Origin of the sequence: Oceanicaulis sp., from assembly GCF_965284345.1 — a bacterium.
Lineage (GTDB): Bacteria > Pseudomonadota > Alphaproteobacteria > Caulobacterales > Maricaulaceae > Oceanicaulis > Oceanicaulis alexandrii_A.
Genome location: NZ_OZ260073.1, coordinates 1,154,277 through 1,169,175, shown reverse-complemented (window position 1 = coordinate 1,169,175; position 14,899 = coordinate 1,154,277). Strand labels below are relative to the sequence as shown.

General features: G+C 60.7%; 10 protein-coding genes and 1 pseudogene. 7 read left to right on the top strand and 4 right to left on the bottom strand.

Translation table 11 applies throughout. The features are described 5' to 3' along the window. Nucleotides 1–10 precede the first annotated feature (10 nt). From ACQ66J_RS05775 to ACQ66J_RS05755, 5 genes and pseudogenes are all read left to right on the top strand, one after another. A complete protein-coding gene (locus tag ACQ66J_RS05775) occupies nt 11–709 on the top strand; it encodes a hypothetical protein (protein WP_430430850.1) in 699 nt (232 codons plus the stop codon). 161 nt (nt 710–870) lie between these two features. Further along, complete coding sequence (locus tag ACQ66J_RS05770; RefSeq protein ID WP_430430848.1) at nt 871–1,293, top strand: hypothetical protein; 423 nt, start codon at nt 871–873, stop codon at nt 1,291–1,293. A gap of 55 nt (nt 1,294–1,348) precedes the next feature. Then, a complete protein-coding gene (locus ACQ66J_RS05765) occupies nt 1,349–2,884 on the top strand; it encodes a hypothetical protein (protein ID WP_430430847.1) in 1,536 nt (511 codons plus the stop codon). A 113-nt stretch (nt 2,885–2,997) separates the two neighbouring features. After that, nucleotides 2,998–3,267: pseudogene (locus ACQ66J_RS05760) on the top strand (IS6 family transposase); the annotation flags it as partial. A 508-nt stretch (nt 3,268–3,775) separates the two neighbouring features. Then, nucleotides 3,776–4,990 carry a glutathione S-transferase family protein gene (locus ACQ66J_RS05755; RefSeq protein WP_430430846.1) on the top strand — a complete coding sequence of 405 codons (1,215 nt, stop codon included), beginning with the start codon at nt 3,776–3,778 and terminating at the stop codon, nt 4,988–4,990. A 58-nt stretch (nt 4,991–5,048) separates the two neighbouring features. Here the strand turns inward: ACQ66J_RS05755 and ACQ66J_RS05750 are convergent, their stop codons facing one another. After that, nucleotides 5,049–5,981, bottom strand: coding sequence for a glutaminase (locus tag ACQ66J_RS05750; RefSeq protein ID WP_430430844.1), 933 nt, complete (start codon nt 5,979–5,981; stop codon nt 5,049–5,051). Between the two features lie 289 nt (nt 5,982–6,270). On the opposite strand from ACQ66J_RS05750, the gene ACQ66J_RS05745 reads away from it, so the two are divergent. After that, nucleotides 6,271–7,560, top strand: a complete 1,290-nt coding sequence (locus ACQ66J_RS05745; protein WP_430432234.1) for a M28 family metallopeptidase — start codon at nt 6,271–6,273, stop codon at nt 7,558–7,560. Nucleotides 7,561–7,602: 42 nt separating this feature from the next. Here the strand turns inward: ACQ66J_RS05745 and ACQ66J_RS05740 are convergent, their stop codons facing one another. From ACQ66J_RS05740 to ACQ66J_RS05730, 3 genes are read right to left on the bottom strand one after another with little or no spacing between them, the layout of a single operon-like run. Then, the gene (locus tag ACQ66J_RS05740) at nt 7,603–8,793 is read right to left on the bottom strand and encodes a M14 family metallopeptidase (RefSeq protein WP_430430843.1); all 1,191 of its coding nucleotides are present in this window, start codon (nt 8,791–8,793) and stop codon (nt 7,603–7,605) included. Next, the gene (locus ACQ66J_RS05735) at nt 8,790–10,295 is read right to left on the bottom strand and encodes a lyase family protein (protein ID WP_430430842.1); all 1,506 of its coding nucleotides are present in this window, start codon (nt 10,293–10,295) and stop codon (nt 8,790–8,792) included. Before ACQ66J_RS05735 ends, ACQ66J_RS05740 begins: the two co-directional genes overlap by 4 nt. Continuing rightward, the gene (locus ACQ66J_RS05730) at nt 10,292–11,596 is read right to left on the bottom strand and encodes a TetR/AcrR family transcriptional regulator (RefSeq protein WP_430430841.1); all 1,305 of its coding nucleotides are present in this window, start codon (nt 11,594–11,596) and stop codon (nt 10,292–10,294) included. Before ACQ66J_RS05730 ends, ACQ66J_RS05735 begins: the two co-directional genes overlap by 4 nt. Before the next feature lie 179 nt (nt 11,597–11,775). On the opposite strand from ACQ66J_RS05730, the gene ACQ66J_RS05725 reads away from it, so the two are divergent. Continuing rightward, nucleotides 11,776–14,889 (top strand): TonB-dependent receptor domain-containing protein, encoded by a 3,114-nt coding sequence (locus ACQ66J_RS05725; RefSeq protein ID WP_430430840.1) that lies wholly within the window; start codon nt 11,776–11,778, stop codon nt 14,887–14,889. The last annotated feature ends 10 nt before the right edge of the window (nt 14,890–14,899 follow it).

Below are 14,899 nucleotides of genomic sequence, written 5' to 3'. Positions count from 1 at the left end.
GGGGGAAATCATGTCGCAGAAACAAAACACTGTCACTGTACGCCTTGTCGCTGCATTTGCAGGGCTTGGCCTTCTTTCCGGCTGCGCCACTACTTCTGGTGGAGCCAATACAGGACTGTCGCCAACCGTGTCGCAAGCGTGCATGATGGCGGCAGCCGGCGGTGCAGCCATCGGTGCAGCGGCCGATGAGAACAATCGGTTGCGGGGGGCTTTAATCGGTGCTGCAGTCGGGGCTCTAGCGGGATGTACCGCAGGGGCCATTCTCGACAACCGCCGTCGTGAATACGCAAGTAACACCGAGTTCCTGTCCGCTCAGATCGCCCTGATGCAGGAAACCAACACTCAACTAGCGGAGATCAATGCCAATACGGCCTCGCGCATAGAAGCTCACCAGGCCGAGATCACCCGGCTCGAACAGGTCGCCCAGCTCGCCGAGGAGGACCGGGAAGCCGCGCGCACCCAGTTGGCGTCGGCCCGCAACGAACGGCAGATGACTGAGCGTCGCATTGAAATTGTCGAGCGCGAGATTGAGACGCAGCGTTTGGCGCTAGAGCGTTTCGCTGACGAAGAACCTGCTAAAGATGGCAGCGAGGTCGATACAGACGCTTTGCGTTCCGAAGTCGAGACCATGGAAGCATATGTAGCTGATCTGCGGAGCTATTCTGAAACGCTGGCCGCGCAGGAAGATACGATCGGTCAGTTTACTTGATGCCGTGCAGTCCCTGCCGCTGAGCGGCAGGGACTTTTCGACAAAACCTTTAAGGGGGGGGCATGCTTCACATTTCACGAATTGTTCTCGTCTGCGCGTCAGCCGCAGTATTAACGGCATGTGCGAGTGGCGTGCCTCAGGATCCGCGTATGGACCGGGGCTTGTTCAGTACAGTCGGTGGCCTCGCTGGCGACTACGAGAACTTCACATTGCAGCAGTTGCGCGAGCTCGAGGGGGAAGAGCGCCAGCGCAGTGCTCTGGAGCGCAATCGGGCGAACCTCAGCAGCCAGGAACAGATCGCCCTGCGTGAATTGCAGGCGGTTCAGCGTGATGTCGACGCGATCCGTGCAGACGTGACGGCGTTGGAAACCCGCATCGCCTCAGCCCGCCGCAGCGGCGCCGCGAACGCCCAGCAGCTGTTCACTCTGGAGCAGAGGCTGGCGTCGGTGCGTGCGGAGGATCAGCGCCTGGCCGTGGCCATGAACAACGACGCCGCCATGCTCGAAGAGTTGCGCGCACGCCGCGATGCGTTGGCCGGTGAAGCCGAGGCGCTTGAAAGGCTCGTGGAGACGCTGGGCTTCTAGGAGCGGCCTAAGACCAATCGCGAGCGTCAAGGCCGGCCAAGAGGGGGGCGGGACAATGACGAATAGCTGGGTAAGCCGTCTTGTCGAGGCGGCGCTGGATCATTCTGTTGTGCGAGCCGTGCAGACGGACACCTTTCAGGTGGTTTTCTGCGTTTTTGTGTTCGCCACGGTTCTTGCGTGCCTAGATTTTGTAACTCGACGGCGCCTGGATGCGGGCATACTCAAACCGCTGGGACCCGTGGCGTTCGCCGATCAAGTGTTCAGTCGTTTTCCCGTCCATGTGGCGGGCGGGGCCATCACCGCACTCCAGCAATTCCAGAAAATGCTGGTCCTGATCAACGCCATTCCAGCACTTCTGGTTCTGGCCCTGCCGTTTCGCATGGACTGGATTGCCTCGGAAATTGCCGCACAGCGCGGCTTCCTCCTTACGCCTCGGGTCAGAGACGGGATCGCCGCGTTTGAGACCCAAGTCCTCTATGTCTTGCTGGGCTATTTAGTGGTCGGCGTTCTGCTGGGGGGTAGCCGACACCTGTATAATGCCGGCCGCGCCGCTACAGGTCATCGCCAGACCGTTCAATTCTCAGCGGCTGGCGTCATGTCTCTGGCGGCCTCGGTCTTCTTCATCATTCTGATGTTTCAGCAGGCCGCGATTTTCCAGACCTTCTTCTCTCCTGAAGGCGAGTCCAATTTCGGGTTCCAACTGGCCTATAACGCTACGATCGGCAGCGTGGAACAGAACCTGTATTCCCAGCTGCTGCTGTCGCCGGTGTACTCGCTCGCCGCGTCGGCGGTTCTTGCTCCGATTGCGTTTGTATTGACCCTCGGAATATACATTTTCATTCGAGGCGCGTCCGAGGAGTTGCGCGCGCGACGTCGGAAGCTACGCGAGAGTTTGCGGCGCATCCTGGCACCGGTCGCGCCCGGCATAGTGCTGAGCTTTCTGTTGACGGTGTATGCGGTCAGCCTCATTGATTTCACCGGCGAGACTCAGGATCTGTTCCCCACACCCGGTTTCCTCTTTCTGAACGCTGTCTGCGATGCGTTCACCATAGCGGTCACCTTGCAGATAATGCGCCGCATCTACACAATCAGTCGTCAGATGACCGCCGACAAGACACTCAGCAATAGCGTGGTTCTGGTGGCGAAGGCGACGCCTTGGATCGTTCTGGACCTGCTGATTTCTGCGGCGCTGGCGATTGCGGTTCTGGTCTATGGCGGGGCGGGCGCCGGGACTGAATTCACCGTGCGTGAAGCGTCTTTTGTCCTGTTCGGACTGTCGCCGGACGGATCACGCTTCGCATTCAACGCCTCGTTCTGGGCGATGCACACCACCTTCTTGCCAACGCTGGTCTTTCTCGCCGCTTTGCTTGTGGCGATCCTGACCATTCCTCTGATGGCGATCCGGGCTTTCTACACCCGTTGCTTTGGGCTCGCCGACCGCGCGCTCATGGTTGCTGACATTGTTGCATTTCTCTTAGGGGGATCAATCGCCGTCAACTTGGGGCTGATGTGGCTTTTCAACGCCTTCAAGGATTTTGATCCAGAACTATACATTGCGGTCGTGAATAATATCGTTGGCGGTCTGCTCTGAAGCAGGTCTTGTCAGACCAAATCCGCCGTTATCGGATCTGGCTCTAATCTGGCGTATTCGCCAACCCATTCCGCTACTTCAAAACTTCGCCTGAAATCGTCCGCCCCGAGGTGATGATGTACATCCGCTCCCCGCTGTAGCTGCGGAGTATCGAAGACATTCTTCATGAACGCAGCATCGATATTACCCATGAAGCGGTTCGCTTCTATTGGTATCGGTTTGGCCCAATGATGGTTCGCGATATCAAGAAACGCCTATCTTAGCAGGTGCGACAGGTCACCTAGTGGCAATGTCACTTTGATCTAGATGAGGTCTTCGTGAAGATCAAAGGCAAGACCCACTGCCTTTGGTGGGCAGAGGGGCAGGAGAGTGAGGTTCTGGAAGTTGACTGACTGCATATCTCAATTGGTGCGCCAGATAACCGTAGAGGCTGCCTAGAGTGTAGCGTATTCCAATGAATTGATTTTTGCATTTGATTGCAGAGGCACCCTAGTAGGTTGCCGTGCTTCTTACATCTGACCCAATCGAAGTAGTCGTTCAGATTTAAAGTTATCTCTTATACTAGAATCTCTGAGGCTGAGACGGGCCAGAGTCGAGCTAAAATTTGCAACTGGTTGCCAATTTTTTCCACAATTGGAATAGCTTTTTGGTACAAAGTTTAGTACAAAAAGGTCACAAGAAATTATATAAAACACTGATATAATTAATTAATACGATAATTGCGTCGTTTCCCTCTCTCTCCGCCAGTGTTTTCCCTGACAGTTCATCCAGATCTCAAGACGTCGCTCGTGTGTTCGTGCGGCCCGGTCAGGCAATGGGCCTCGTCCGAAGGCGGAACGGATCGTCACCTCCTGTCGTTATACTTTCAGTTCAGACTGGAAGGTTCACGCCATGGCTTTGACATATACGTTGATTGGAGCGCCGTTTTCCGCCGCCACGGTCAAGGCGCGTCTGTGTCTACGCTGGTCAAACCTGCCGATGACCGAAAAACCGGCGACGATGCGTGTCGTGCAATCTTACATCAAGCCGCGTTTGAAGACGGTCGCGACTCCTTTGATCATTTGCTCTGACCAGAGCGCTTTCACCGATACGCGATTGTTGCTTGACGGACTTGGCGGCGACCATCCCGCCCAGACCCTGTTCCCGGATACGCCCGCACAGCGCTTCGCCAGCGATTTGCTGGAGGCGTGGTCAGATTCACAGTTTTGCCGACATGCGGAGTATGTCTTCTGGGTCTGTGAGCGTGAACAGGCTGAGGCGCATCTGACGAAGTTTCTCGAAGCGGACAGCTCAGCCGAGCAGGCTGCGCGTCGGGCCCGCTTGGTGGTTTCGCAAATCAGCAAACAGTTTTCAAAGCTGGGTCTGAACAAAAAGGCCAAACAGACCGTGTTGTCGCAGTTGAAGGCGACACTGGATCAGCTGGACAAAGCGCTGGGCGGCGGCCCCTTCCTCTTCGGAGAACGGCCCGCAATGGCTGAATTCAGCCTGGCGGGCGCGCTGCATGTGCTTGCAGGCACGCAGGCGGGTTCGGAAATGCTGGATCAATACGCGCGCCTCGGCGCCTGGCGCATGCGGCTCAGCGCTGCGGACGGGTTGGTTCAGGGTGAGCATCGCAGGGCGAGCTCCAGCCCGTCGACCTTCACGCAACTGATACGTCATGTTGCGCAGGACTTTGTACCGCGCGCCCTTGAGAGCGCCTCCGCAGTCTCCGACTGGGCGGAGGTTAATCCCGGCGCTCGCGCGCTGCCCGACCAGATTTCACTCGGCGGGAGCGGTGGCCGCGTCTCGCGTCGCGAAGCGGGCGTCCATCCGGTCTGGTCGCCCTGCGAGGCGTATTGGCTCTCGCGTTTGGGCGAACGCGCGCGCCCTGAATATGGTGTTGAAAACGCTGAGCTTTATCGCTTGCTTAAGACCATAGGTCTCTTGCCCCTGCGTGACTACACGCCGCCGAGAGAGATTGTCGCCCAGAACCATCGCCTGGAATTGACCTTGCGTGATGTGCAGTCGGAAATCAGCCATCAGTCATTGAGAGACGTGGAGACCGCGCTGATGTCGGCCCGCCAGTCGTCTGCTGACATTGCGGAACTGACAGCCATTCACGTCTAGTCGGGGCATCCGCCCACAGACCGGATCGTCTTGCAAAAAGGCTTTGGCTGAGGAGCCTTCAGAACACTGACAGATTGGTTTCGTCCGCGAACACTTCGAGCGCCCGGGTTCCGGCCAGCGAATTGCCCAGCTCATCAAGTTCGGGCGACCAGACGCAGATCGCATACTGGCCGGGGATGACCGCCGCAATGCCGCCGCCGACCCCCGATTTTGCGGGAATGCCGACGCGGAATGCAAAATTTCCGACCCCGTCGTACAACCCGCAGGTCAGCAGCAAGGAATTGATGCGCTTGGCTCGCAGGGCGGGCATCAGGGTTTCACCCGTCAGCGGATGCTGTCCGCCGGCCGCCAGCGGCAAGAACGCGCGCGCGACGTCGCGGCAGGTCATGGCGATGGAGCATTGGCGATAATAGGCCGCCAGCACGTCCTCGACGCTCGCTTCCAGATTGCCCTGGCTTTTCAGCAGGTGCGCAATCGCGGCATTGCGATGCCCGCTTTCCGCTTCGGACCGGGCCACCTCTTCATCGATATAGATCTGCTCGCAGTTCGCGTATTTTCGGACCAGTCCCAGAATTTGCAGCACGGGGCTGACGAAATGGCTGGTGATCACATCGGTGATGACGATCGCCCCGGCGTTGATGAAGGGGTTGCGCGGTAATCCTTGTTCGGCTTCCAGCTGAAAGAGGGAGTTGAACGCCGTGCCCGACGGCTCGCGCCCGACCCGGTCCCAAACCCCCGCGGCGCCGGGCGACTGCAGGGCGAGGGCCAGCGTGAACACTTTGGAGATGCTCTGGATCGAAAACGGGGTGTCGCTGTCTCCGGTGGACCATTCCGTCCCATCGACGCCGCACACCGCCATGCCGAACTGGTGGGGGTTTATCCGCGCAAGGGCGGGGATGTAATCGGCCACGCGACCCTGGCCGATCTGCTTGCGCGCTTCACTCGCGCAGTCTTCAAGAATGGATGTCAGATCGCGGGCGGGTCTGGTCATGGTGTGAACACTTATGCGGCGGCGCTTTGCAGGGCTTTGCGATAGTCGATCTGCGTGAATCAAACAACACAGCGTCCTGAGCGCCATGCCGAGCCGTGTCTGAGTTTGAGGGCGGCGAGCGGGAATCCGGCGCTCTTGGTCTTCCTTCTGAACCCGTCTAGCTTGCCCTCCAATCAGGTTCGAATGAACCAGCAGGGGAGAGAGCAGTATGCGGATTGTCATGGGACTGATCATGGCCGGGGGCTTGATCGGCGCGGCGAACGCTCAGGTCGCGCCGCCATCTGAAGTGATGGATGTGCATGATCATGTGGCGGCGGTTTCGGCTGACCGGATTGAGTCCGACATCGCCACGCTCGTCAGCTTTGGCACGCGCCATACGGCGTCGGAGACCGAAAGCGAGACCCAAGGCATCGGCGCCGCGCGGCGCTGGATCTATGACGAGTTCCAGCGCATTTCTGCAGACTGCGGCGGGTGCCTGGACGTAATGTATGTCTCCGAAACGATCAGCGGCGAACGCCGCATTCCTGATCCGGTGGACGTGGTCTCCGTGATCGCCATCCAGCGCGGCGCCTCAGACCCGGACCGCATGGTGGTGATGGCGGGCGATATCGACAGCCGGGTGTCGGACGTGATGGACGCGACCAGCATCAGCCCCGGCGCCAATGACAACGCCTCAGGCGTGGCCGGCGCGCTGGAAGCGGCGCGGGTGCTTACCCAGGATCAGTTTGCCGGCTCTATTATGTACGCGGCGCTGGCAGGTGAGGAGCAGGGCCTGTTCGGCGGGCGGATCGTGGCCGAATACGCGCTTGAGCAGGGCTGGCGGATCCAGGCTGTGCTCAATAACGACATGATCGGCAATATTTCAGGCATCAATGGCGTCATCGACAATTCGACCGCCCGCGTCTTCTCTGAAGGCACGCGCGCGACCGAGACGCCGGAAGAAGCGCGTATCCGCCGTTTCACCGGCGGCGAAGTTGATTCGCCCTCACGCAATCTGGCGCGCTTCATTGACCGCACGGCGGACCAGTATGTGCCCAATCTGGATGTGATGATGGTCTATCGTCTGGATCGCTTCGGTCGCGGCGGTCACCATCGCCCGTTCAATGATGCGGGCATGCCCGGCGTACGCATCATGGAGACCTATGAGGATTATAACCGCCAGCATCAAGATATCCGCGTCGAAGACGGGATCGAGTATGGCGATGTACTCGAAGCGGTGGATTTTGACTACGCCGCCAAGCTCACCGGTCTGAACATCGCCACCTTGGCGCAGCTGGCCGGCGCGCCGCCCTTCCCCGCAGATGTGACGATTTCCGGCGCGGTGCAGCCCTCCACCACGCTGAACTGGGCGCGGCCCGAAGGCGCGCAGGCGGACAATCTGATGGGGTATCGGGTGTACTGGCGCCTGACCGATGCGCCGCAATGGACCCATAATCGCTATGTGGGCGATGTGACCGCGTTCACGCTCGAGAACATTGTCATCGACAATTACTATTTCGGCGTCTCGTCGGTGGCGGCGGACGGGTCTGAAAGCCCGGTCGTCTTCCCCGGTCCTGCTGGATCGTTTGGCGGGTATTAAGGCGTTCAGACACGGGGCGCGTTATCAAGCGCGCCCCGGTTCTCACTCCGCTTCCTCCAGATACCGCACGAGCGCCCGCGCTGCGGTTTGCGACAGGTTGGTGATGCGGTCACGGTCAGTGTTGTCGCCATATTCCATTGTCACGCCCGGCGCAGCGTAAGTGTCCGCAAACCAGGTCTTGGAGGTGGGCATGCCCACATTATGGCTGGGGCTGCGATCAAAGGCGGGCGTCTCGCTGTCCCATTCTGCTTCGATCAAGGCGATCCAGTCTTCGCTGAACGCGAACGGCGTCAAGGCTACGGCGTCCGGCGGGGTGTAGAGCACATCACGCCGCGTGGCGTGAAAATCCAGAAGCAGATAGGGCGCGTGCCCGTCTGTGATCTGAGCCTCGATGGCCGCGAAGGCGGCGGCGGTTTCAGGCTGGGTGAACGGGCCCCAGTCCCGGTTGAGATCCAGCCCGCCCGTATTGTGCCGCCAATGGCCATGCTCGACGCCATCGGGATTGAGGTCGGGAATGATCAGCCATTGATAACCGTCGAGCACGGACGGATTGGCCTCAGGTCCGAACAGCGCGTCCAGAAACGCACGCAATCCCAGAACGCCCGGTACTTCCGGCGGATGCTGGCCGCCCAGAATGATGATCAGCGGCGCTTCGGGCGAAGCCGCAGGGCGCGACAGCGCTTCGATGGGACGGCCCTGCCGGCTTTCGCCGATCACGCTGCGGCTCATTCCAGTCCGCTCCGCAAAGGCGGCGCGCCAGTCCGCCCGGTCTGCAAGCGAGATCACTTCCTGTGCGCCGATCCGGGTGGCGCCGGGAGCGATGTCCACGGTCAGCGTGGCGCGTTGCCTGTCTTCGGACACGATGACGGCGTCTTCGGGCAGGGCGGCCCAATGCCCGCCCTCGAGCTCGACGCGCGGCTGATAGCGATGGCGGTATTCAGGATAGTCGAGCGCAACCCGGGCTTCGCCTGCCCGCACGGCATGAAGATCGAACGCGTACCAGGGGCTGGGATTGATGTCGGGGTCTTCAGGGATGACGACCAGTTCGAAAGCGGAATCCCCCGTGCGCTCACAGGCATAATCCGGCGCCGTCGAAAAGTCCTGCGTCAGGCGAACCGCGCCGGTCTCGCAGCTGGCGCGCTCGGAGGCGGAGGGCGCACCCGGCGTGGCGCAGCCCGTCACGGTCAAGACCGCGCCGAGCATCAAGAGGCGGAGCAGGGGCGTGGCGGTCATGGAGTCTCCGTTCGGACCGGATCGGTCTCTCTGGCGGCACGGGCCTGGGCGATCACTTCATCCACCAGTTCAGCGTCAAGCCCCAGATAGGTGCGCGGGTCTAAGAGCGCATCCAGCTCGCCCGGAGCGAACAAAGCCGACAATTCAGGATCGGCTTCAATGGCGTCGCGCAGGCTAGCGCCTGTCGCTGTTGAGGCGGTGGCGAGATCCCGCAGGCGGTGTTCGGCGGCGTCACGGCCCAGATCATCCTGAAGAGCGAAAACGATGCGCTGGGTCAGGATCCAGCCGCGGCTCAGTTCCAGGTTTTCCGCCATGCGCGCCTCATTGACCCGCAAGCGCGAGATCAGGCGGCTGGCGACGCCCAGCATGTCTTCGGCAGCGCGCGCGATCTCGGCCACCGCCCTGTTGGGGCGTGAGGTGTTGTCGCGCTCAAAGATATTGATCATGTCGTCTTGCACGACCTCGGCGAGGCGCGGAATGGACCGGCCCTGTTGGATCAGCGCTTCTGACAAAGACGGGTTCACCTTGTGCGGCATGGTGGACGAGCCGACGGCCCCGCCGGGGCGCTCTTCCACAAGCGCGCCGATATCGGTCATCTGAAGCAGGAAGACCTCCTGCCCGAGCCGCGCCCAGGTGTGGGCCATCATGGACTGGACGAGGGCGAATTCCGCGAAGACGTCCCGGCTGGCGTGCCAGTCATCGGGATAGGGGGCGGGCAGGCCCAGCTCAGACGCCATGCGCGCCTCGACACGCTGGCCTTCAGGCCCCAGACCCAGATAGCTGCCCACAGCGCCCTTCATGATGATGGAGCGCTCAATCCGGCCGAGCAGGTCGCCCAGCCGGCCGATATGGCGCCGGTTCTCGCCGATATAGCCGCTGATCTTCTTGCCGAAGGTGATTGGCAAGGCGTGCTGGCCGAGGGTGCGACCGATCATCGGCGTGGTTTTGTACTGATCGGCCAGTTCGATGAGTTGCAGCTCAATGACGCGCAAATCCTCGATCAGGGCGAAGACCGCCTCGCGCATTTGCAGCATGGCGGCGCTGTCATAGAGGTCCACCGTCGTTGCGCCGTAATGCAGATAATTCGCGCTGTCTTCATCCAGTGATCGGCGCAAGACGTTCAATAGCGCCACCATACGATGGCGCACCACGGCGTATTCGGCGTCGATTGCGTCCTGGGGAATATTATCGGGGATCGCGGCGGCGGTGATGGCGTCTGCGGCGCTCTGGGGGATGACGCCTTCGGCCGCCTGGGCGCGAGCCAGCGCGGCTTCCAGACGCAGGACCTGCGCGTTCAAGGAGGCGGTCGAGAAAACCGCTTCGATCTCGCGATTGGGCGAGAGCACCGGGCTTTGCGGGAGGAAGCTTGGGGCGGTTGCCTCCTCAGGCTGGCGCTCTGTGAGGGGCGCGCTGACGTCAGTTTCGGGCGCTACATGGGTGTCCGCTTCGGGTTCGGAACACGCGGCCAGAACCAGACACAGGAGGAGACGCCGCGCTTTCATCGCTGCGCCGCCAGACCGTACAGCAGGACATGCAGGAAATCATTGGTCGCCGAGAGGGGGCTCTGGCACATGCTCCAGTCAGTCATCGTGCTGGAGGCGGCGAGGGTGAAGCCGCTATTGATAAACATCACGCCGGTCAGCAGGGATTCCACGATCGAGGCGTCGTGCGGGCGCGCCTCCCCTGCGCTGACCGCGGCGTCATAGGTGTCGCCCAGGCGGCGGGTGATATTGCGCAAACGGGCCTGATGGCGGTTGCGTCGCGCCGTGGGCAGGGCGGCCATCAGCTCCAGCCGGATGATCGGCGACATGCCGCTGGCCTGCATGTAAATCAGGTCAAAGACGGCGCGGCGTATAAAGGCCAGCCCTTCCGCGCTTTCAGCGGCGGCGTCCAGAGTGGTCTCAACCGTTTGCAAAGAGTGCTCCAGACATTGGTCCAGAAAACTCTCCTTGTCCGGAATGTGGTAATAGAACGCCCCGCGTGTGACCCCTAACGAGCCGGCGACTTCGGCCAGGGAGACGCCTTCTACGCCATACAGATTGAAGAAACGGATGCCGGCCTTGAGAAAGGCTTCCCGCTTCATGCGGTTTCGCGCCTTGCGGTCGAAAATCTGCGGCAGCTCGCCTGTGGAGACAAAGTGCGGCGCGATTTCAGTGGAAACCGGCTCCTCCGCCGTCAGTCCTTGTAACAGGATGTCGTGCAGGGCGTTGGCGGAGCTGGCGAATTGCGCGCCGGTCTCTTCGCCCGCACGCACGGTCAGCCAGTCCAGGAGACCGAACAGGCAATAGGTGACCGGCTCGGCCCGGCGCGTCGTCTGACCGGATTGGCTCAGCCAGTCGCTTGTCATGGCGTTGACGCGGTTGACCGCTTCCGCCAGCCGAGAGGTGATCCGCGCTTGCACCTCTTCAGACAGGGTTTCGAGCTCCTGAAGGCGCGCCGGGAACGGGCGTTGCTCTGCAATCGCGTCAGACAATTGCTCGGCATAGGCCTGGAACAGCGCCAGCACTTTCAGACAGGGCGCGTCATTGGCGGCTTCGGCGCGCTTCACCGCCTGCAGCAAAAAGTCGACAGAGGAGAGGAAGACCGCTTCGGCGAGCTCCTCCTTGGATGCGTAATAGTATGAAATGCTGGTTTTTGTGAGGCCGAGATCGGCGGTGATGTCTTCGAGCCGAGCCCCCAAAACGCCTTGCGCATTAAAGCGGCGAGAGGCGGCGGAGCGGATGGCGGCCGTCTTGCGATCGCGTTCCTGGCTGCGTGAGAAGGGAGAGCTGTGATCGGGGAAGTCCGGTCTGAGTACAGTCATTGTCGAGGTCCCCCCTCCAGATTTCAGTCCGCTGTGGCTTGTCATAGTAGCTTTGGCGCCACGGCTGACAATTTCCGGCAGGCAGTCCGTACGAAATTTGAACCGAGTGTATAATTTTCATTGACAGTGTCCAGAACCATTGCTCTCGTCGAGAAAACAAAAACGCATGGGAGGGACACATGACTTTCAAAACGATTCTCCGTTCCGGAATCGCTTTCGGCGCGCTCGGCGCTCTGGCGCTGGGCGAAGCTGCGCTCGCGCAAGCCGTCGAGACGACACAGGAAGCGCAGGAGGCGCCTGCACGGCCCGCGACGGCGGACGTGATCATCGTCACCGGCACCAATATCCAGGGCGCCCGCGTCAACGAAGCCCTGCCGGTCACCATTCTCACACAAGAAGATCTTGCGAGCATTGGGGGCGTGGATGGTGAAGACCTGATCCGCTCCTTGCCGGCCCAGGGCGGGGTTGCGTTCCGCACCGACAACAACACGACGGTCAACAATGCGCGCGGCGATGTGGCCTCGATCAATCTGCGCTCCATCGGATCGAGCGGTACGCTGGTGCTGCTGAACGGTCGCCGTGTCGTCAATCACCCGTCGACCCAGGCTGAGCTCTCGACACCGGTGACGACCACCAATGTCAACTCGCTGCCGGTCGCCGGGATTTCCCGCGTCGAAGTGCTCAATGACGGCGCGTCCGCGATTTACGGCACCGACGCCGTCGCCGGTGTGTTCAACACCATTCTTGATGATGACTTCGTGGGTTTTTACGTGCGCGGTCGGCACCTTTACGCCACGGGCAATGGCCTGAATGAGCAGACCGTGACGATCCGGGGCGGGCAGGACTTCAATGAGGGCCGCACCAATGCGTCGCTGGCGGTGCAGTATTCGCGCCGTGAGGGGCTGATGGCCTCTGAAATTGACGTCGCCGCCAGTGAGGACCGTCGTCCTTTCCTTGAAGGGACCAGCTTTGAAGGCGATGTCTCCTTTGACAACCGCGCCACGCAGAGCCCCTGGGGTCAGTGGACACTGAGAACGACATCGTCCACTCGTGTTCGTCAGAACGGTACTATTCTGACCAATTCGTCGGGGCGCTTCCACTTCCAGCCGGACAGCTTCCCGGGATGCCGGGCGGAGGTCCTGTCCACGCCGGGGCTGTGTATTGATGACAGCACGCAGGATCGAGATCTGAGGTTTGACGGCGCCTATGAGCGCTCGATCATCTCTGACCGGGATCGCTTCAACGCCTTCGGTTTCTTCAACCATGACATGGACAATGGTGTGGAGCTGTATGGTGAGCTAGGCGTGTATTACGCCGAGACGCGGTCCACGAACGAGCCGCGCAACGGCATTTCCGCAACGGGCATTTCCGTGCCGGCGAGCTATTACTACAACCCGTTCGGTCCGGTGACCTTCTCGGATGGTTCGGTCAATCCCAACCGCCTGCCTGGCCTGTCCAACGTGCCGGTCGAAGGCTTGCCAGTCTTCACCGATGCTGGCCGGTATCGGTTTGTGGATGTGGGGTTCCGCGACATTGAAGTCGTCAACACCCAATACCGCATCTTGGGCGGGGCTCGTGGCGAGTTCGGCGATACGGGTTGGGACTGGGATAGCGCGGCGCTTTATAACCGTGGCTATGCTCAGGACACCGCCAACAACTCGGTCTCGCGTACCTTGTTCCAGCAAGAGCTCTTCAAGGAAGGGCCGGACGTCTACAATCTGTTCAATGGCGGCGATCCCAACAATCCCTCCATCGGTGACGCCACGCCCAATCCGCGCAATCTCATCGAGCCTTTCCTGATCGATGTGGTGCGTGAGAGCACGTCGGAACTGGCGCTGATCGACTTCAAGGTCAGTAATGGCGATGTCTTCCAGCTGCCGGGCGGCCCGATCGGCCTCGCTGCGGGTGTTGAAGCGCGCTATGAAGCCTATGATGAGAACCGCGATGACCGTCTGGACGGCACCATCACCTACACCGACATGGTGACGGGCGAGGTCAGCCAAAGCGACGTCTACGGCACCAGCCCGACCCCGGATTCCAGCGGGTCGCGTTCCGTGTATGGCGTGTTCGCCGAAGCGTCCGTGCCGATCGTCAGCCCGGACATGAATATCCCGCTCGTCGAAACCTTCGACGTCCAGCTTGCGGCGCGTTACGAGGATTATTCTGATTTCGGCGGCAGCGGCGTGAAGCCGCGTGTGGCTGCGGCCTGGATCCCGTTTGACGGGTTCAAGCTGCGCGGCGCGTATTCCGAAGGCTTCCGGGCGCCGAACCTGATCGTGGTCAACGAAGGTGTGGATCGCTCAAACTCCCGTCGCGACGGCTATGCCTGTGAAGCGGGCGTGCGCAATGGCACGTTTGCGACCTTCGCCGATTGTACGGGCTTCACGGAAGGCCGCACCGAGCGTCGCTCGGTGGCAGACGATATTGGTCCGGAAGACGACACCAACATCACCTATGGCTTCGTGTTCGAGCCCCGGGGGCTGGATGGTCCGCTGCGTTTCCTCAATGGTCTGACGGTCACCGTCGACCGTTGGGAGATCGAGCGGACGGATGTGGTCGGCGTGTTCGGCGCAACCAACCATATCAGTCTGGATTACCTGCTGCGCCTGCAAGGGTCGTCGAACCCGAATGTGGTGCGGGCCGATCCCAACCAGGACGATATTGATTTCTACAATGCGGCGGGTCTGACCCCGGCCGGTGAAATCCTGTTCATCCGCGATACCTACGACAATAACGAGGATATCGACGTCGAAGGCACCGATTACGGAGTCTATTATTCGCTGGATGACACGCCGATCGGTGATTTCGACTTCAAGGTGAACGCGTCCTATCTCGACACCTACTTCATTGCTCTGTCGCCGGGTGCGCAACAGATCGCTGACGCGGTTGAGAGCGGCTTGATCTCAGACGAGATCAACGTGTCCCAGGAAGGCGATATCATCTTGCAGAACGGGCAGCCGGAATGGCGGGTCTCCGGGTCTGTCACCTGGCGTCATCGTAGTGGTTGGGGCGCAGGCGCCCGGGCGAACTACACCAGCGAGTTCATCGACACCGGCGCCGGGCTTGATCCCAATGGCGATCCGTTTTTCGTCGACGCCTGGACTCAGACCAACGCCTATGTCCAGTATGACATTGACGCCGATGGCCTTCTGGACGGCATGCGGATCCGCGTCGGCGCGAACAACATCTTCGATGAAGATCCGCCCCTGGCTGATGAAACCAACGGCTATGACGCCGCATATCACAGCATTCGCGGACGTCAGGTCTATTTCGACCTTCGCAAGCGCTTCTAGAACGCGGCAG

Bases quoted from the DNA above. Each gene is read 5' to 3' on its own strand.
- ACQ66J_RS05775 (WP_430430850.1), top strand. From the start codon at position 11: ATGTCGCAGAAACAAAACACTGTCACTGTACGCCTTGTCGCTGCATTT.
- ACQ66J_RS05765 (WP_430430847.1), top strand. From the start codon at position 1,349: ATGACGAATAGCTGGGTAAGCCGTCTTGTCGAGGCGGCGCTGGATCAT.
- ACQ66J_RS05755 (WP_430430846.1), top strand. From the start codon at position 3,776: ATGGCTTTGACATATACGTTGATTGGAGCGCCGTTTTCCGCCGCCACG.
- ACQ66J_RS05750 (WP_430430844.1), bottom strand. From the start codon at position 5,981: ATGACCAGACCCGCCCGCGATCTGACATCCATTCTTGAAGACTGCGCG.
- ACQ66J_RS05745 (WP_430432234.1), top strand. From the start codon at position 6,271: ATGGATGTGCATGATCATGTGGCGGCGGTTTCGGCTGACCGGATTGAG.
- ACQ66J_RS05740 (WP_430430843.1), bottom strand. From the start codon at position 8,793: ATGACCGCCACGCCCCTGCTCCGCCTCTTGATGCTCGGCGCGGTCTTG.
- ACQ66J_RS05735 (WP_430430842.1), bottom strand. From the start codon at position 10,295: ATGAAAGCGCGGCGTCTCCTCCTGTGTCTGGTTCTGGCCGCGTGTTCC.
- ACQ66J_RS05730 (WP_430430841.1), bottom strand. From the start codon at position 11,596: ATGACTGTACTCAGACCGGACTTCCCCGATCACAGCTCTCCCTTCTCA.
- ACQ66J_RS05725 (WP_430430840.1), top strand. From the start codon at position 11,776: ATGACTTTCAAAACGATTCTCCGTTCCGGAATCGCTTTCGGCGCGCTC.